The 17,043-nt window shown below is 60.2% G+C and carries 17 protein-coding genes; 4 read left to right on the top strand and 13 right to left on the bottom strand.

The genetic code is table 11. The features are described from left to right. The first annotated feature begins 99 nt into the window (after window positions 1-99). The 4 genes from AC3IX1_RS20840 (at window position 100) to AC3IX1_RS20855 (ending at window position 5,394) form a co-directional block, all read left to right on the top strand. Window positions 100-1,872 carry an N-acetylglutaminylglutamine amidotransferase gene (locus AC3IX1_RS20840; RefSeq protein ID WP_489385646.1) on the top strand — a complete coding sequence of 591 codons (1,773 nt, stop codon included), beginning with the start codon at window positions 100-102 and terminating at the stop codon, window positions 1,870-1,872. A gap of 3 nt (window positions 1,873-1,875) precedes the next feature. Next, a complete protein-coding gene (ngg, locus tag AC3IX1_RS20845) occupies window positions 1,876-3,624 on the top strand; it encodes an N-acetylglutaminylglutamine synthetase (protein ID WP_489385647.1) in 1,749 nt (582 codons plus the stop codon). Window positions 3,625-3,763: 139 nt separating this feature from the next. Then, window positions 3,764-4,954 (top strand): osmoprotectant NAGGN system M42 family peptidase, encoded by a 1,191-nt coding sequence (locus tag AC3IX1_RS20850; protein WP_489385648.1) that lies wholly within the window; start codon window positions 3,764-3,766, stop codon window positions 4,952-4,954. Between the two features lie 212 nt (window positions 4,955-5,166). After that, the gene (locus AC3IX1_RS20855; protein WP_489385649.1) at window positions 5,167-5,394 is read left to right on the top strand and encodes a YheU family protein; all 228 of its coding nucleotides are present in this window, start codon (window positions 5,167-5,169) and stop codon (window positions 5,392-5,394) included. Between the two features lie 5 nt (window positions 5,395-5,399). Here AC3IX1_RS20855 and csrA read toward each other — a convergent pair whose 3' ends face one another. The 13 genes from csrA to AC3IX1_RS20920 all read right to left on the bottom strand — a co-directional run bounded on the left by csrA (window position 5,400) and on the right by AC3IX1_RS20920 (window position 16,739). Beyond that, window positions 5,400-5,585, bottom strand: coding sequence for a carbon storage regulator CsrA (gene csrA, locus AC3IX1_RS20860; protein ID WP_489385650.1), 186 nt, complete (start codon window positions 5,583-5,585; stop codon window positions 5,400-5,402). A gap of 154 nt (window positions 5,586-5,739) precedes the next feature. Next, the gene (locus AC3IX1_RS20865) at window positions 5,740-6,072 is read right to left on the bottom strand and encodes a YnfA family protein (RefSeq protein WP_489385651.1); all 333 of its coding nucleotides are present in this window, start codon (window positions 6,070-6,072) and stop codon (window positions 5,740-5,742) included. 64 nt (window positions 6,073-6,136) lie between these two features. Beyond that, window positions 6,137-6,952 carry an SDR family oxidoreductase gene (locus AC3IX1_RS20870; RefSeq protein WP_489385652.1) on the bottom strand — a complete coding sequence of 272 codons (816 nt, stop codon included), beginning with the start codon at window positions 6,950-6,952 and terminating at the stop codon, window positions 6,137-6,139. 198 nt (window positions 6,953-7,150) lie between these two features. Beyond that, window positions 7,151-9,244, bottom strand: coding sequence for an LTA synthase family protein (locus AC3IX1_RS20875; protein ID WP_489385653.1), 2,094 nt, complete (start codon window positions 9,242-9,244; stop codon window positions 7,151-7,153). A 338-nt stretch (window positions 9,245-9,582) separates the two neighbouring features. After that, window positions 9,583-10,188 (bottom strand): START domain-containing protein, encoded by a 606-nt coding sequence (locus tag AC3IX1_RS20880; protein WP_489385654.1) that lies wholly within the window; start codon window positions 10,186-10,188, stop codon window positions 9,583-9,585. Window positions 10,189-10,228: 40 nt separating this feature from the next. After that, entirely contained in the window at window positions 10,229-10,483 is a 255-nt protein-coding gene (locus AC3IX1_RS20885; RefSeq protein ID WP_046037440.1) for a YkgJ family cysteine cluster protein, read from the bottom strand. 166 nt (window positions 10,484-10,649) lie between these two features. Continuing rightward, complete coding sequence (locus tag AC3IX1_RS20890) at window positions 10,650-11,129, bottom strand: translation initiation factor 2 (RefSeq protein WP_489385655.1); 480 nt, start codon at window positions 11,127-11,129, stop codon at window positions 10,650-10,652. Between the two features lie 81 nt (window positions 11,130-11,210). Further along, window positions 11,211-12,650, bottom strand: a complete 1,440-nt coding sequence (locus AC3IX1_RS20895) for an aminotransferase-like domain-containing protein (RefSeq protein ID WP_347908207.1) — start codon at window positions 12,648-12,650, stop codon at window positions 11,211-11,213. A gap of 201 nt (window positions 12,651-12,851) precedes the next feature. After that, window positions 12,852-13,664, bottom strand: a complete 813-nt coding sequence (locus AC3IX1_RS20900; protein ID WP_057713742.1) for an OmpA family protein — start codon at window positions 13,662-13,664, stop codon at window positions 12,852-12,854. After that, on the bottom strand, window positions 13,661-14,017 hold the full coding sequence (locus AC3IX1_RS20905) for a DUF4398 domain-containing protein (RefSeq protein WP_489385656.1): 357 nt from the start codon (window positions 14,015-14,017) through the stop codon (window positions 13,661-13,663). The genes AC3IX1_RS20900 and AC3IX1_RS20905 overlap by 4 nt, the downstream gene beginning before the upstream one ends. Window positions 14,018-14,026: 9 nt before the next feature. Then, window positions 14,027-14,866: a substrate-binding periplasmic protein gene (locus AC3IX1_RS20910; protein ID WP_489385657.1), complete on the bottom strand. Its 840-nt coding sequence runs from the start codon at window positions 14,864-14,866 to the stop codon at window positions 14,027-14,029. Window positions 14,867-15,059: 193 nt separating this feature from the next. Next, window positions 15,060-15,989 carry an electron transfer flavoprotein subunit alpha/FixB family protein gene (locus AC3IX1_RS20915; RefSeq protein WP_223534377.1) on the bottom strand — a complete coding sequence of 310 codons (930 nt, stop codon included), beginning with the start codon at window positions 15,987-15,989 and terminating at the stop codon, window positions 15,060-15,062. Beyond that, window positions 15,990-16,739 carry an electron transfer flavoprotein subunit beta/FixA family protein gene (locus AC3IX1_RS20920; RefSeq protein ID WP_150753971.1) on the bottom strand — a complete coding sequence of 250 codons (750 nt, stop codon included), beginning with the start codon at window positions 16,737-16,739 and terminating at the stop codon, window positions 15,990-15,992. Window positions 16,740-17,043: the final 304 nt, after the last annotated feature.

Raw genomic sequence — 17,043 nt, forward strand, 5'->3', positions numbered from 1 at the left:
CTAAAACTCCCCTTACCTAGGCGGGTCAGTTTCTGGGTATCCGCCCTTTTGGCGTGGTATCGATTGACCCTCCCCAACGGAAAAACCGGTAAGGAATTTATGTGCGGATTAGCTGGCGAGTTACGTTTTGATCAACAACCTGCAGACCTTGCAGCCATTGAACGAATCACCTATCACCTGGCCCCTCGCGGCCCCGACGCCTGGGGATTTCATAGCCAGGGGCCGGTTGCCCTGGGCCATCGGCGCCTGAAAATCATGGACCTGTCGGACGGCTCGGCGCAGCCGATGATCGATCCGCAACTGGGTTTGTCCCTGGCCTTCAACGGGGCGATCTACAACTTTCCGGAACTGCGCGCAGAACTGGAAAGCCTGGGTTACGCCTTCTATTCCGGTGGCGACACCGAAGTGCTGCTCAAGGGCTATCACGCCTGGGGCGAAGCCTTGCTGCCAAAACTCAACGGCATGTTTGCCTTTGCCGTTTGGGAGCGCGATGCCCAGCGCCTGTTCATCGCCCGCGACCGTCTCGGCGTGAAACCGTTGTACCTGTCGCGCACCGGCCAGCGCTTGCGCTTTGCTTCCGCGTTGCCGGCATTGCTCAAGGGCGGTGACATCGATCCGCTCCTCGATCCCGTGGCGCTCAATCACTACCTGAATTTCCACGCCGTGGTCCCGGCACCGCGCACCTTGCTGGCGGGCATTGAAAAACTGCCGCCGGCCACCTGGATGCGCATCGGAGCCGATGGCCGCACCGAGCAGAAAACCTGGTGGACCCTGCCCTACGGCCCTCACGCCGATGAGACGGATCTGACCCTCGAAGACTGGCGCGACCGTGTGCTCGACAGCACTCGCGAAGCGGTAGCGATTCGTCAGCGTGCAGCGGTGGATGTCGGTGTTCTGCTATCCGGTGGTGTCGACTCGAGTTTGCTGGTGGGCCTGTTGCGGGAAGTCGGCGTGGACAATCTGTCGACCTTCTCCATCGGCTTCCAGGATGCCGGCGGCGAGCGTGGGGACGAGTTCCAGTATTCGGACCTGATCGCCCGACACTACGGCACGCAGCACCATCAACTGCGCATCGACGAAAAGGAAATCATCGAACAGCTGCCCGCCGCGTTCCGCGCAATGAGCGAACCGATGGTCAGCCATGACTGCATCGCCTTCTACCTGTTGTCCCGGGAAGTGGCCAAACATTGCAAAGTCGTCCAGAGCGGCCAGGGCGCCGATGAACTGTTCGCCGGTTACCACTGGTATCCGCAAGTGGACGGCGCGAGTGATCCCTATGCCGCTTACCGCGAAGCGTTTTTCGACCGCAGTTACGACGACTACGCCGCCACCGTGCAACCGAAATGGCTGACCGCGAATGACGCTGCCGATGACTTCGTCAAAGCCCATTTCGCCCAGCCCGGTGCCGATGCGGCGGTGGACAAGGCCTTGCGTCTGGACAGCACGGTGATGCTGGTGGACGACCCGGTCAAACGCGTCGACAACATGACCATGGCCTGGGGCCTGGAGGCGCGCACGCCGTTTCTCGACTACCACCTGGTGGAGTTGTCGGCACGGATTCCGGGGCGTTTCAAACTGCCGGACGGCGGCAAACAAGTCTTGAAAGAAGCCGCGCGGCAAGTGATTCCCAGTGAAGTGATCGACCGCAAGAAAGGTTACTTCCCGGTGCCGGGCCTCAAGCATTTGCAGGGCGATACGCTGGACTGGGTGCGAGAGTTGCTGCTCGATCCCAGCCAGGATCGCGGCCTGTTCAACTCAGGCGAACTCGACCGTCTGCTGACTGATCCACAGGGGCAATTGACGCCGTTGCGCGGCTCGAAGCTGTGGCAGCTGGCAGCCCTCAACCTGTGGCTCAGCGAACAAGGAATCTGACCGATGAAATCTCACGCCACGGCTTTCAGCCAACGCCTGTTGCGCGGCCAGTCGCCCTCCTACGAACGCTTGCAGGCACGCCTGGCCGAGGATGGCAGTGAACTCGGCGGGGCGCCGATTGCCGTGCATTGCGGCTGGGGTCGCTTGCTGATCGGCCACACCTTTGCCGATGCCGCGAGCCTCGCCGGGGAGTTGCTCAACGAGCAGCCCGGCGAGCGGGACATTGCCCTGTACGTCGCCGCGCCTCAGCAAGTGCTGGGGCTGGAGCCGACGCAGCTGTTCCTCGATCCGTCCGACACCTTGCACCTGTGGTTCAGCGATTACCGTCAGGCGACCCGGGTGTTTCGCGGCTTCCGCATTCGACGCGCGCAAAGCGATGCCGACTGGCAGGCGATCAATCAGCTGTATCAGGCCCGCGGCATGTTGCCGATCGATGCCACCCTGCTCACTCCACGCCATCTGGGCGGCCCGGTGTATTGGCTGGCTGAAGACGAGGACAGCGGCGCGATCATCGGCAGCGTCATGGGCCTTAACCACCACAAGGCCTTCAACGACCCGGAAAACGGCAGCAGCCTGTGGTGCCTGGCGGTCGACCCGCACTGTGCGCGGCCGGGTGTCGGTGAAGTGCTGGTGCGGCATTTGATCGAACACTTCATGAGTCGCGGGCTCGCTTGCCTCGACCTGTCGGTGCTGCACGACAACCGCCAGGCGAAAAACCTTTACGCCAAGCTCGGTTTTCGCAACCTGACGACCTTTGCCATCAAGCGCAAGAACGGCATCAATCAACCGCTGTTTCTCGGGCCCGGCCCGAAGGCCGCGTTCAATCCCTACGCGCGGATCATTGTCGAGGAAGCGCACCGTCGCGGCATCGATGTGCACGTCGATGACGCCGACGCCGGGATGTTCACCCTCAGCCATGGCGGGCGCCGTGTACGCTGCCGTGAATCCCTGAGCGACCTGACCAGCGCCGTCAGCATGACCCTGTGCCAGGACAAAAGCCTGACCCACAAAGTGCTCAAGGCTGCCGGTTTGAACCTGCCGGCGCAGCAACTGGCGGATAACGCCGATGACAACCTGGCCTTTCTCGATGAACACCTGCGCGTGGTGGTCAAACCGCTGGACGGTGAACAGGGCCAAGGGGTGGCGGTGGATTTGCGCACCATCGAGGAAGTGCAGCAAGCCATAGAAGCCGCTCGCCACTTCGACAGCCGCGTGCTGCTGGAAAGTTTCCACGAAGGCCTCGACCTGCGCATTGTGGTGATCGGTTTTGACGTGGTCGCCGCCGCCATCCGCCGACCGGCCGAGGTGGTCGGCGACGGCCAGCACTCCATCGGTGCCCTGATCGAAGCCCAGAGCCGGCGGCGACAAGCGGCCACGAGCGGTGAAAGCAAGATCCCGCTGGACCAGGAAACCCGGCGCACCTTGCGTGCCGCCGGTTACGACTACGACAGCATTCTGCCGTCCGGTGAGCACCTGTTCGTACGGCGCACGGCGAATCTTCATACCGGCGGCGTGCTTGAAGATGTCACGGCGATCCTGCATCCGACGCTGGTGGACGCCGCCGTTCGCGCCGCCCGTGCCCTGGACATTCCCGTGGTCGGCCTCGACCTGATGGTGTCCGCCGCTGACCAGCCGGACTATGTGTTTATCGAAGCCAACGAACGGGCCGGGCTGGCCAACCACGAACCGCAGCCGACGGCGGAGCGGTTTGTGGATCTGTTGTTTCCGTACAGCCAACCGGTTGTCTCTTAGCCATGTGTTGGCTGGGCTGATGCCTTCGCGAGCAGGCTCGCTCCCACCTTTGATCGCGTTCCCCCTGTAGGAGCGAGCTTGCTCCGGGCGGCGTTCCGACGAAGGCGGCCGTACAGGCGATAACCAATCAGGAGTTTCCATGACCAGCAAAATCCCCGAACCGGACCTCGGTTACCTGCAAAAAGTGCTGCTGGAAATGCTCGCCATTCCCAGCCCCACCGGGTTCACCGATACGATCGTGCGCTACGTCGCCGAGCGCCTTGAAGAACTCGGTATTCCCTTCGAGCTGACCCGTCGCGGCACCATCCGCGCCACGCTCAAGGGCAAGAAGAACAGCCCCGACCGCGCCGTTTCCGCCCACCTGGACACCATCGGCGCGGCGGTGCGTGCAGTGAAGGACAACGGCCGCCTGACCCTAGCGCCCGTCGGCTGCTGGTCCAGCCGCTTTGCCGAGGGCAGCCGGGTCAGCCTGTTTACCGACAATGGCGTGATCCGTGGCAGCGTCCTGCCGCTGATGGCTTCCGGGCACGCATTCAATACCGCCGTGGATGAAATGCCGATCAATTGGGATCACATCGAGTTGCGCCTGGACGCCTACTGCGCCACCCGTGCCGACTGCGAGTCCCTGGGCATCAGCGTCGGCGATTTCGTCGCCTTCGACCCGCTGCCGGAGTTCACCGAAAACGGCCACATCAGCGCCCGTCACCTCGACGACAAGGCCGGGGTGGCTGCGCTGCTGGCGGCGCTCAAAGCCATCGTCGACAGTGGCGAAGACCTGATGATCGATTGCCATCCGCTGTTCACCATCACCGAGGAAACCGGCAGCGGCGCCGCGGCGGCATTGCCTTGGGATGTCAGTGAGTTCGTCGGCATCGACATCGCACCGGTCGCGCCTGGCCAGCACTCCAGCGAGCACGCGGTGAGCATCGCGATGCAGGATTCCGGCGGGCCGTATGACTATCACCTGTCACGCCACCTTCTGCGCCTGGCCAGTGACAACGAGTTGCCGGCACGCCGCGATCTGTTCCGCTACTACTTCAGCGACGCCCATTCGGCGGTCACCGCCGGCCACGACATCCGCACCGCCCTGCTCGCCTTCGGCTGCGACGCCACCCACGGTTACGAGCGCACCCACATCGACAGCCTCGCCGCCCTGAGCCGCCTGCTCGGTGCGTACATCCTCAGTCCGCCCGTGTTTGCCAGCGATGCACAACCGGCCAAGGGCTCACTGGACCGCTTCAGCCATCAGCTCGAACATGACACACAGATGGAAAGCGATACGCGGGTGCCGTCGGTGGACAGCCTGGTGGGGCAGCGGTCGGAGAGTTGATCCTGGTTCTTCATTGCCTGGTAAACCGCTATCGCGAGCAGGCTCGCTCCCACATTCGACCGCATTCCTATGGAAGAACCGGGTCAACTGTAGGAGCGAGCCTGCTCGCGAAGGCGTCAGACCAGACAACACTGAATCCCGCACTGAATCCCGGGCTGGCCGTCCTCGCCCAATCGCCGTAGCATCGCGCCATTGATCCAACCGAGGTGCCTATGCTGATCCCCCACGACCAACTTCAAGTCGACACCCTCACCCGCCTGATCGAGGATTTCGTGACCCGTGACGGCACGGACAACGGTGACGACACCCCCCTGGAAACCCGCGTACTGCGTGTGCGCCATGCGCTGACCAAGGGCCAGGCACTGATTGTCTTCGATCCGGAAAGCGAGCAATGCCAACTGATGCTCAAGCACGACGTGCCCAAGCACCTGTTTGACTGAAGTCTTCAGCGCCCCTTGGTTTTCGCCAGTTTGTTCTGGATGCGTTCGTAGATTTCGCAGCGGTGCACATTGACGTCCTGGGGCGCTTCGACGCCAAAGCGAATGTTGTTTCCGTTGATCGCGAGAACGCGCACGGTGATGTTGTCACCGATGGAAATGGATTCGCCCACAACACGAGTGAGTACGAGCATGAGGAGTGTCCTTCAGGGGTTTCTGGCCCTTGAAGATGCCCGGCCCGACGTACACCTACAATGCTCCGACAGCAAACCAGACCGGACTGACAGCCCTTGACGCACACCACTTACGGAAAGGTCTGACAGGTCGGTTGATTGTAGGGCCGATCTGTCAGGACGCGGAGAATCGCGGTCCGAACAGAATGATACTCGCGCCGATCACACACAGCGCCACGCCGAGCCAATCCGAACCCAGCGGACGAATCCGCTCGACCACGGCCAACCAGCCGATCGAGGCAATGATGTAGATGCCACCGTAAGCGGCGTAGGCGCGGCCGGCGTAGGTGGCTTCGATCCGGGTCAGCAGCAGGGCGAACAGGGCCAGGCTCAGGAGCGCCGGCACCACCCACCACATGCTTTTACCCTGGCGCAGCCACATCCAGAAGGCAAAGCAACCGGCAATTTCGAACAGCGCAGCGAGGAAAAACCACAGGTAGTTGAGCATGCAAGCGTCTCGCGAGGATGGCCGATGGCGGCCACCCTAACCACAGCGTTGCCTGCGGGCAAGATCAGCTTGCGGATTGCCTGGCCTTGGCGCGCATTTTGTCGGCCATGGCGGTCATTTCGTTGTAGAGCAATTGCGGGTTCTTCTGTTTGATCGCCCAGGCCATGCGGCCCTGTTCGTGGGGCAGGATCATGAACTCGCCGGCGGCGACCTGCTGATAGATGTAATCGGCGATGTCGGCGGCGCTGATCGGCGAGCTTTCCAGCAACTTGCCGACCTGAGCTTTCATGGCCGGGGTCGGACCGCGGAAGGAGTCAAGCAGGTTGGTCTGGAAGAACGACGGACACACCACATGCACGCCGACCTCCTGATGCGCCAGCTCGATCAGCAGGCTTTCGGACAACGCCACCACGCCCGCCTTGGCCACGTTGTAATTGCTCATCGCCGGGCCTTGCATCAGCGCGGCCATGGACGCGATGTTGATGATCTTGCCTTTGCTTTTTTCCAGCAGTGGCAGGAAAGCCTTGCAGCCCTTGACCACACCCATCAGGTTGATCGCGATCTGCCAGTCCCAGTCCTCCAGGGACAACTCAGTGAAAAACCCGCCAGACGCTACACCCGCGTTATTGACGATGACATCGATGCCGCCGAGTTTGACTTCGCAGGCCTGGGCGAACGCTGTCAACTGGCTGTAATCGCGTACGTCACAGCGCTGGATAAAACCGTCGCCGCCCGCTTCGCGGACCAGCTTGAGGGTTTCCTGCAAGCCGGGCTCGCTGACGTCCGACAAGGCCAGTTGCCAGCCTTCACGCGCCCAGCGCAGCGCGATTTCGCGACCCAGGCCAGAGCCTGCACCAGTGATCATCATGCGATTTTGCATAGCAAACAGCCTTGTTGTTCTCGGAAGATGCACCGAGTGTAGCGAAGGAAACTACCCGACCCACGCTCCATCAGATTGCTGAATGGCCCAGGCAAACCGCGGGAGCCTTTGAAGTAACTAATGCAACAAAAAAAGATAAAGACCCGCCAGGCAAAAAAAAGAGGCTCTTGAAGAGCCTCTTTTCTATTGCGTCACAACTTAGTCCGGCTTGCCATCAACAACACCGGCGGTGTTGTCCAGCAGGCTCTTGGTCGCTGTCTGCAGGAACGCTTCGAGCTTGAGTTTCAACTCTGCGATACGCGGCGCATCAGCAATGATTTCGGCGCGAGGCTTGGCACCCAATTCATACTGATACAACTTCGGCACCATGTCCTTGTCCTTCGGCAGGACCAGAATCTGGTCTGCGGTGAGGATGGCCGTGGTCTGCTCGCTGCCCGACGGCTTGATCACACCAATACCGGCGTCGCCTTCCGGCAGGTTGAGCAGGTCGCGTCCCCAGCACTGATGACGCACTTCGCCACCGATGCGACCCATGATGGTCGGCACGATGTCGATCTGAGTGCCCACGGTGTGGTCACGCTGGCCGAACTTTTCCTGGATGCCCGGCGCGATCATCAGCATCGGCACGTTGAAGCGGCCCAGGTCCATTTCGGTGATCTGCTGTTCGTTGCCGAAACCGTGGTCACCGACGACGACAAACAGGGTTTCCTTGAAGTACGGCTCCTTGCGGGCCTTTTCAAAGAACTGGCCCAGTGCCCAGTCCGCGTAACGCATGGCGGTCAGGTGTTCGTTCAGGTTGCCGCGATTGGTCACGGGCTCGACCGGCAATGGCGTCGGCAAGGCGTAAGGCGTGTGGTTGGACAGGGTTTGCAGCAAGGCATAGAACGGCTTGCCGTTTTCCCGTGCCTTGAGCTCGACCAGGCCACGGTCGAACATGTCCTGGTCGGACACGCCCCAGGTCGGATCAGAGAACACCGGATTCACGAAATCGTTACGGCCGATGAAGTTGGTCATGCCCTGGTTGCTGAAAAAACCCGACTGGTTGTCCCAGGCGAAATCGCCGTTGTAGACATACACGTCGTCGAAGTCACGGGCGCTGAGCAACTGCGGCAGACCGGACAGCTTGTGGCTGCCTTCCGGGGTCTGCATCAGGTATTCGAAGCCCGGCAGATTCGGGAAGCAGGCCATGGTGGCGAACATGCCCTGGTGGGTATGGGTGCCGTTGGAGAAGAAGCGGTCGAACAGCAAGCCTTCCTTCGACAGTTTGTCGAGGTACGGCGTGATGTTGCCCGGCCCACCCAGCGCCCCCACCGAGTGACCGGCCATGCTTTCCATCAGGATCACGACGACGTTCTTGATCGGCAGGGTCTTGTCGGCTGGCGGGGTGTAATCGCGACGTACCGCTGCGGTCTCGCCATCCACCAGTTTGTCATCCGCCATCACCAGCATGTCGCGCACGACTTGTTGGGCTTGTGGCTGTGGCAACGTGGCTTTCCAGATATTGTCGCGATCTTCGGACATCCGGCTCTTGGCGGCGGCGACCAGAGAAAGCGTACCGTTGAGACCCAACTGGTTGGCGAAGTTGGAGTCTGTGGTGTAGACATCACCCCAGCGCATCGGCGGGCCTTGACGCAAGGTGCCACGGGCCGCGACGACGCAGATCAGCAGGCAAACCACGAACACGCCAATGCGTGCATACCACGGCGCTACCTTGCGTGTGCCGATGCTGCCGCCACTGAACGGGCCACGAGGGCGGGTCGCACGGTCGGCACCCTTGAATGCCATGCTCAGGATCACGGTACCCAGGGCCCACGCCAGCAGATAGCGGACCACCGGAAAACCATACCAGAGCATGCTGGCCACGGTTTTCGGGTCTTCCTTGACGTACTGGAAGACCAGGCCATTGAGGCGCTGGTGGAACTCACGATAGAAGTCCATCTCCATCAGGCCCAGGAACAGCGCAATGCTGGAGACCACCGTCAGCCAGAGACGGAACAGCCCGCGTGCCGCCATTGCCCGGGTGCTGAACAAGGCCAGCAGCAATGGAATACTGAGATAGACCACCAGGCGCAGGTCGAAACGCAGACCGTTGGCGAATGCCTCGAGGAAGGTCGAAGCCGGCGTGTCGAGGATCATCGAGCTGTTGTAAGCCAGCAGCGCGACGCGCAGCAGGCTGAACATGACCATCATGACCAGGGCACACAACAGCGTGTAGGCCAGATGCGATTTGACGGTCGGTTGCAGCAGGCGACTAGAAGCTCGCTGCTGATTCAGGGCGTCCGGGATTGCCATGTCGTTTTAGGACCCATTGGAAGTTGAAGTTTCAAAAATACAGCTGCGCCTTGCCCTCTTTTCGGCCCGTACCAGGCCTGGGGGTTTGCGCGGTGCGCAAATGTTGCACGATCAACGGCAGCATTGCCATTGATAACTACCCTCATCCCGAGTCTTTCATCCTGCATTGCGCAATACGCAGCGCGTTACGGGAGAGCCGGCGAATTGTCTTGGAGAGTGAGTGAAAATTTCGTGCAACGAATATCCGGAAACAAATTAAAGCCTGCGCACCGTTCAAAAACGCAAACGCCCCGATCGAGTCGGGGCGTTACGAAGTCACATCAAAAGATGTGACACATTTACTTCTCGGCGCGTTCCTTGAGGGCTTTCAAGGTATTGAACGGGGCATCCACCACGAACTTGTTGGCCACCACCGACGGCACGCTGCCGCCCGGTTCGGTGTGCACCTGATAGGTCACTTCGATCTGGTCGCCCTTGGGTACGAACTTCCAGAAACCGTCGACCTTGGCGACCCGGACGAAGCCTTTTTCTTCAGGAAGGTACTTCGGTACGCCTTCGAGCTTGCGGGTCAGGCTGCCATCGGCCCCTTCGATGGTGGTGACGTGTAGCACCGAATCACGCGGAGTAACCGGCCACGGGGTGTTGAACTGAGTGTAGGTCCAGCTCTGGTCACCTTCGTGCTTGAGCAGCTTCTGGGTTTTGCATTCGTGAATCCAGGCGCAGGCTCCGGACACGTCGTCCTGCAACGCACGCAGCTTGGCCATGGTGGTCTTCATCAGCGTGACGCCCTGGTAGGCCTTGTAGTCGGAGCCAGCCACCTCACTCAGGGAGATCTTGATGCCGTCTTCGTCTTTTTTGACTTTCCAGTCTTCGGCCTGGGCCGTAGAGGTAGCCAGCGCAACCGTCAAACCACACAGCACAGCGATACGATGCAGCGAACCCATAGTCTTATTCCTTATTGTTGAAGTTCCGTTCGTGAACACATCATGCCGCCGTCATTTGCTCCCACCAGCCAATCAACCGGATAGCTTCTTCGCTGCTGCTTCCGCACACCTCGGGGTCGGCCTCGAAGGCAGAACACACCGCCGGCCGTTCCGGCTGGCCGAAAATACTGCACAGGTTATCGGAGGAAAGTTGCAGGCAGCGCTGCCCCGCGGCCTTGCCATTGGGCATACCGGGAATCGGCGAACTGATGGAAGGGGCAATGCAACAAGCGCCACAGCCCTCACGGCATTTCATGACGACAAGCTCCTCGCGACGAGCAATGTGTTAATGGACGGGGCACAGAGTACCCGCTAAAACAGTTGTTTTAAATTACCTGCGAGCGGGTTTTTCAATGCAAACGGGCATGACCGGCCAGTCTCCGACAAAGCGTCTGGCCTGCGGCTCGCGGATCCTGACGGGGTTACTGCTTGAACTCGAAATCCAGTGCCGCGCCTTCGACCTCGTGGCGCTCTTCATTTCGCAGTTGCAGCTGCATTTCGTTGCTGAGCAGGCGGCCGTTGAGCTGGAACTCGCTGTTGCCGCTTTTGTCACCGAACATCTGGGGTAACAACGGTTCGCGCTTGACCAACGGCACCGTTCCGACCGGCTTGAGCTCTTGAACCATATCCTTGGGCAAGCTCAGATCCAGCTTGGCAGAGGGAAGCTCGGTCTTTACCACCTCGCTGGCCGGTTTCGATTTGGAGGCAATGGGCGGACGCTTTTTCACGGGCGCAGCCTGCTTACTGGCCGCCGAGGTTTTTTTCGCAGGTGCGGTTTCTATCGGTGCGACGTGGAAACTGCCGGTTGTCTGATCCTGCTCGGTGGCAGCCACGACGGATGCCGGCTGAATACTCGCAATCAGGCAGAGCAAAAGCCAGGCGGCAGGAAAAGTCGGTTTCATGTATCCAACGGTGGGTGCAAACGGCAGAGATGCATATGCTCGCCTGTTGCAGCCCACAAGACAAGCGCAGTCAGCAACCTGTTACAAACCGCTAGCCATCTCCTGGCAGAGTTGGGTGGCCAACATGCCCAGGGTCATCAAAGCGCGCTCGGCTTCACGATTCCACGGGATGCCGCAGTTGAGCCGGATGCAGTGATTGAATTGCTCGGTATTACTGAAGATCAGTCCCGGCGCAATACTGATGCCCTGCTGCAATGCCCGCACGTGCAACTCTTGCGTGTTGACCCGCCCCGGCAGGCTGACCCACAGAATGAAGCCGCCGGTAGGCCGGGTCATCTGCGTGCCTTCCGGGAAATACTGCTGCACGGCCAGCTGGAAGGCACTGAGGTTCTTGCGGTATTCCTGACGGATGAAGCGCAAATGCCGGTCGTACCCGCCATTTTCCAGATACGCGGCAATGCCCATCTGGGTCACGCTGCACGCAGAATGCGTACTGAAGGTCTGCAAGCGCTGGATTTCCTGCTGATACTTGCCGGCAATCATCCAGCCGATCCGCACGCCAGGCGACAGGGTCTTGGAGAAGCTCGAGCAATAGATCACCCGGTCCAGCCGATCATAGGCCTTGAGGGACTTGGTGCGCCCCTGCTCGAACATCAGCTCACCGTAGATATCGTCTTCGACAATCTGGATATCGAAGTCCGACGCCAGGCGCAGCAATTGTTTCTGCCGCTCCTCCGGCATGGTGCCGCCCAATGGATTGCTCAGTCGGGTGGTCAGCACCAACGCCTTGATCGACCATTGATTGGCCGCCAGTTGCAGGGCTTCCAGGCTCATGCCCGTGGCGGGATCGCTGGGGATCTCGATGACCTTCAGGCCCAACAGATCGGCCAGTTGCAGCAAGCCGTAATAGGTCGGCGACTCGGCCGCGATCAGATCGCCCGGACGGGTCAGCACGCGCAAGGACATCTGCAGCGCATCGACGCAACCGTGGGTGATCACCACTTCCGACGGATCGACCACCACGCCGGCATCGCGCATGCGGATCGCCACCTGGCGGCGCAACGGCTCGAAACCGGGGCTGAACATGTAGCTGAAGGCCCGCGGGCTATGGAAACGGGTGACTTTGGCCAATTGCTGATGCAGTGCCCGCACCGGCAAATAGTCGACACTCGGCACCGCTGCGCCCAGCGGGAAGACACCTTCGCGACGGGACTCGACCAGAACTTGCTGAATGATGCTGCTGCGGGTGACCAGGCCGGGGCGCTCGACCCGGGCGATGTCCGGTGTCGGCGCGGTGAGTGCCGGCGTCTGGTGCACGTAGTAACCCGACTGCGGCCGGGCGCGGATCAGCCCCTGATCCTCGAGATTGGCATACGCCTGCAACACCGTCGCATGGCTGACATTGAGCTGCGAGCTCATCTTGCGCACCGAAGGCACGCGCTCTCCCGGCTGATAGACCCCACGACGGATGTCTTCGGCCAGTTGTTGAGCAATACGTTGATAGAGCAAAAGATTGGTCATGACGCAGCACTCGATTTCACGGGCATTTTATTCTTGTGTGAAACAATACCGGAACAGTTTAGAAGTGTACGGGGACAGTTGCCACAATAGTCGACCGTACAGTGCAGTGTCAGCAAAATCTGTACTGTTTTGTGCGGTAATCGGCGGACATAAAAAAACCCGGCGCTGCATGGCAGGCCGGGTTTTCCAGCGACGCAACCCTTAGCGGGCGGCGCCGAGCTGGCCTTTTTCGTCGGAAAACACAATTTCCACCCGACGATTCTGCGCACGGCCCCGCTCGGAAGCGTTGGCGTCCACAGGATATTCGTCGCCATAACCTTCGACCTGGATACGCTTGTCGTCGATGCCCAGGTCCATCAGCACGTCAGCCACCGATTGCGCGCGGTCGCGGGACAGCTTGAGGTTTTCCTGCTTGCCCCCGGTACTGTCCGTATAACCTTCGATCCGCACCACACGCTTGGGGTTGAGTTGCAGGAACTGCACAATCTTCAACACCACACGGTTGGCCGACGGTTTCAATTCCGCTTCGCCCGTGTCGAACAGCATGTCGCCCAAGGTCATCACCAGACCACGGTCGGTCTGGCTGGTGGTCAATGCCAGGATCTGTTCCTCGAGCCATTTACCTTGCTGCTGCACGCTGAACAGTTTGGATTCGCGCAGTGCCAGCTGCAGGCGCTGCCGTTCCAGTTCGAGTTTCGCCGCTTGCTCTTCGTTGAGCACCTGATTGGTGTGTTCCCGGGCAATGGCGCTATAGCGCTGGCTCAGGTAGGCGTAATGCACCACGTCCGAACCGCTGCCCCAATAGCTGGACAGGCGATCGGCACGGGCCAGGGACTCACCGGCGCGAATTACGTCCTTGGGGGCGATTCGCAGCACATTGGAGTCTTCCTTGACCTTCTGAAAGTCGGCACCGGCCTGCTGCAACGCGGACTCGCTGTGCTGGCTGGCGCAGCCAAAGAGGCTCGCGCAGCCTGCCAGGATCAAACCGCCGAGGGCTTTGCTCTTGAGGCTCATTGGGCATCTCCCAGTTGCTTGCGCAGGCGGGCGATGCGGGTGTTGAGCACGTTCAACTGTTCCTCGCTCTTGGCCGTCAACACCTTGGCTTCAGCCAGGCGCGCATCGAGTTCGGCCTGTTCGGCCCGCATGCGTGCGTTTTTGAAGGATTGATCGGTCATGTTGCCCTTGGCGCGGTTGAACTTGTCTTCGGCCAGTTTCATTTCCGGCACATCGTCTGCCGTGGCGCCCACGGCCTTGGCCTGTTCGAGTGCCTGCTCGGTCAGGCGAAACTGTTCATTCGGCGCAGGATCGGTTGCACAACCCGCCAGGGCGGCAAAGGCCACGGCAGCGAAAAGAGGTCGAATACTCACTGAAAATCCTTACTGTTTTGGGGTACTGACGGGTTGTTGCGGGGAGCTTGGCTGTGGTTGTGAGCGTTGTGCTTTCCAACGCTCGATATTGCGCATCAGCACGGCCTCCGTCAGTCCGGACGCGGGCAATTCTGTCATCTTTTTGGCCAACTGTCCGCGCAACCACGGATCGTTGCAGGCCGAGTCATGGGAAATCGCCAGGTACAGGCCAGGTTTGTCGACCGGTTGTGAGCGTGCGATCAGATCAGCGGCCATGCCCAGTGTCTGTGCAGTCGCCATGCCCGAGTAACGCCCTGCCAGTACAAACTCGACCTCGCCCAACAGCAGTTTCTGAAAGGCCTGGGTCAGGTTGGACGTGCGCGTGAGGGTCAGTTGCTGTCCGGCAAAGGTGCTGAATTGCGCGGTCATTCGGGCCTTTTCCGACACGGCACCGGGATGGCCGTGCAGGTCCTGTGCTTCGTTGTAGACCAGGGTCGAGTCCTTGCGAGTCCAGACCAGGTAGTCGTTTTCAAGCAAGGCTGGATGAATGTAGTCCAGGGTTTCCAGCTCACTGACGGTCAACGTTGCGTCCGCCAGCATGTCCATGCGCCCGCTGCGCACTTCGTCCAGGGCCTGGGCGCGTTTGCCGGCATAAAGCAGTTCGACCTTGAGCCCCAACTCCCCCGCCACTTGCTGCAGCAAATCGGCGCTGGCACCGATCAGGTGCTTGGGACTCTGCGGGTCTTGCCACAGGTACGGTGGCGCGTCCGGGCTGCCGGTGATCACCAGGCGTTCGCATTTGCCTGCGGCGACAGACAGCGCCGGCAATAGTGTCAATCCCAGCAAGCTCCACACACAGCGCAGATCCATGGCTTCACACTCCACTCATACCCGGTTATGCCCCCTGTAGGAGCGAGCCTGCTCGCGAAGGACTCAAATGCGCCGCGTTTTTCCAGAATGAACGCGTCATCGTTAACGTTCATCGCGAGCAGGCTCGCTCCTACAGAAGAACAAAAAAAAACCCGACCAAAAGGCCGGGCTCTTTATAAGTGAAGCAGCCGGATTAGACCAGCTTCTCGAACTCAGGGATGGCTTCGAACAGGTCCGCCACCAGGCCGTAATCGGCCACCTGGAAGATCGGCGCTTCTTCGTCCTTGTTGATCGCAACGATCACTTTGGAGTCTTTCATGCCGGCCAGGTGCTGGATCGCGCCGGAGATACCAACGGCGATGTACAGCTGTGGAGCAACGATCTTGCCGGTCTGACCGACCTGCATGTCGTTGGGAACAAAACCTGCGTCGACCGCGGCGCGGGAAGCACCGACGGCAGCGCCCAGCTTGTCGGCCAGGGCGTACAGGTGTTTGAAGTTGTCGCCGTTCTGCATGCCGCGGCCGCCGGAAACGACGATCTTGGCAGCGGTCAGTTCCGGACGATCGGACTTGGCCAGTTCTTCGCCAACGAAGCTGGAGATACCAGCGTCGTGAGCAGCAGCAACGGCTTCAACGGCAGCCGAACCACCTTCAGCGGCAACCGGGTCGAAACCGGTGGCACGCACGGTGATTACCTTCACAGCAGCGTTCGACTGAACGGTGGCGATGGCGTTACCGGCATAGATCGGACGCTTGAAAGTATCAGCGCTTTCTACCGAGATGATCTCGGAGATCTGGTCAACGTCCAGTGCAGCGGCAACGCGCGGCAGGATGTTTTTGCCGTTGGAAGTAGCGGCAGCCAGGATGTGGCTGTAGCCCTTGCCCAACTCTGCAACCAGAGGAGCAACGTTTTCCGGCAGCTGGTGAGCGTAGGCGGCGTTGTCAGCCACCAACACTTTAGCCACGCCAGCCACTTTCGCAGCGGCTTCAGCCACGGCGCCAGCGCCCTGGCCTGCAACCAGAACGTGGATGTCGCCACCGATTTTGGCGGCAGCAGCAACGGTGTTCAGCGTGGCCGGGGCCAGCACTTTGTTGTCGTGTTCAGCAATAACCAAGATAGTCATTTAGATTACCTTCGCTTCGTTTTTCAGTTTCTCGACCAGTTCAGCCACCGATTTGACCTTGATACCCGCGCTGCGTGCAGCAGGCGCTTCGACTTTCAGGGTCTTGTTGGTGGAGGCGGTGGAAACGCCCAAAGCATCCGGAGTCAGCACTTCGAGAGGCTTCTTCTTGGCTTTCATGATGTTTGGCAGAGACGCATAACGCGGCTCGTTCAAACGCAGGTCGGTGGTGACGATGGCCGGCAGTTTCAGGGAAACTGTCTGCGCGCCGCCGTCGACTTCACGGGTGACAGCTACGCTGTCGCCGCTGATTTCGACTTTCGAAGCGAACGTGCCCTGACCGTAGCCGCTCAATGCAGCGAGCATCTGGCCAGTCTGGTTGTTGTCGCTGTCGATGGCCTGTTTGCCAAGGATCACCAGCTGAGGCTGTTCCTTGTCGACAACAGCTTTCAACAGTTTGGCAACAGCCAGGGAAGTCAGGTCTTCGGCGGACTCGACGAGGATGGCGCGGTCGGCACCCAGAGCCAGCGCGGTGCGCAGTTGCTCTTGAGCGGTGGACGGGCCTACGGAGACGACGACGATTTCAGTCGCAACACCCTTCTCTTTCAGGCGTACGGCTTCTTCCACGGCGATTTCGCAGAACGGGTTCATCGACATCTTGACGTTGGCAAGATCGACGCCGGAATTGTCCGCCTTGACGCGAACCTTGACGTTGTAATCCACAACGCGTTTGACAGCTACAAGAACCTTCATGGATTCCTCGTTACTCTCCGGTGAAAAGAAAGTCGCCTAGGCGAACCTGGCGGTTGATGCTCATCGGGCGCAAGGGCACCTCCAAAAACGCCGGCTAAGGTGTCAAGTGACCATCGCTCATGATCTGGATGACCGTTCGTCAGTGGTGACTGACGAGTCATTCAACATCGCGGCGTGTAAACTGCACATCAAACCCGCGCAGCGCATCACTCTCTACTGCCATCGCCCTGTCTTTAGAGGTGCTCTTGAAACCAACAGTCAGCCTACGGCGAGCGCAAAACCGCCCGTATCTTGACCGGAACGC

This window comes from Pseudomonas sp. KH_046_2, from assembly GCF_057838985.1.

What these genes read in the sequence shown, in the direction of transcription:
- AC3IX1_RS20915 (WP_223534377.1), bottom strand. Translation starts at nt 15,989, where the DNA reads ATGACTATCTTGGTTATTGCTGAACACGACAACAAAGTGCTGGCCCCG.
- AC3IX1_RS20920 (WP_150753971.1), bottom strand. Translation starts at nt 16,739, where the DNA reads ATGAAGGTTCTTGTAGCTGTCAAACGCGTTGTGGATTACAACGTCAAG.
- csrA (WP_489385650.1), bottom strand. Translation starts at nt 5,585, where the DNA reads ATGCTCGTACTCACTCGTGTTGTGGGCGAATCCATTTCCATCGGTGAC.
- AC3IX1_RS20890 (WP_489385655.1), bottom strand. Translation starts at nt 11,129, where the DNA reads ATGAAACCGACTTTTCCTGCCGCCTGGCTTTTGCTCTGCCTGATTGCG.
- AC3IX1_RS20880 (WP_489385654.1), bottom strand. Translation starts at nt 10,188, where the DNA reads ATGGGTTCGCTGCATCGTATCGCTGTGCTGTGTGGTTTGACGGTTGCG.
- AC3IX1_RS20850 (WP_489385648.1), top strand. Translation starts at nt 3,764, where the DNA reads ATGACCAGCAAAATCCCCGAACCGGACCTCGGTTACCTGCAAAAAGTG.
- AC3IX1_RS20910 (WP_489385657.1), bottom strand. Translation starts at nt 14,866, where the DNA reads ATGGATCTGCGCTGTGTGTGGAGCTTGCTGGGATTGACACTATTGCCG.
- ngg (WP_489385647.1), top strand. Translation starts at nt 1,876, where the DNA reads ATGAAATCTCACGCCACGGCTTTCAGCCAACGCCTGTTGCGCGGCCAG.
- AC3IX1_RS20840 (WP_489385646.1), top strand. Translation starts at nt 100, where the DNA reads ATGTGCGGATTAGCTGGCGAGTTACGTTTTGATCAACAACCTGCAGAC.
- AC3IX1_RS20865 (WP_489385651.1), bottom strand. Translation starts at nt 6,072, where the DNA reads ATGCTCAACTACCTGTGGTTTTTCCTCGCTGCGCTGTTCGAAATTGCC.
- AC3IX1_RS20875 (WP_489385653.1), bottom strand. Translation starts at nt 9,244, where the DNA reads ATGGCAATCCCGGACGCCCTGAATCAGCAGCGAGCTTCTAGTCGCCTG.
- AC3IX1_RS20895 (WP_347908207.1), bottom strand. Translation starts at nt 12,650, where the DNA reads ATGACCAATCTTTTGCTCTATCAACGTATTGCTCAACAACTGGCCGAA.
- AC3IX1_RS20885 (WP_046037440.1), bottom strand. Translation starts at nt 10,483, where the DNA reads ATGAAATGCCGTGAGGGCTGTGGCGCTTGTTGCATTGCCCCTTCCATC.
- AC3IX1_RS20855 (WP_489385649.1), top strand. Translation starts at nt 5,167, where the DNA reads ATGCTGATCCCCCACGACCAACTTCAAGTCGACACCCTCACCCGCCTG.
- AC3IX1_RS20900 (WP_057713742.1), bottom strand. Translation starts at nt 13,664, where the DNA reads ATGAGCCTCAAGAGCAAAGCCCTCGGCGGTTTGATCCTGGCAGGCTGC.
- AC3IX1_RS20870 (WP_489385652.1), bottom strand. Translation starts at nt 6,952, where the DNA reads ATGCAAAATCGCATGATGATCACTGGTGCAGGCTCTGGCCTGGGTCGC.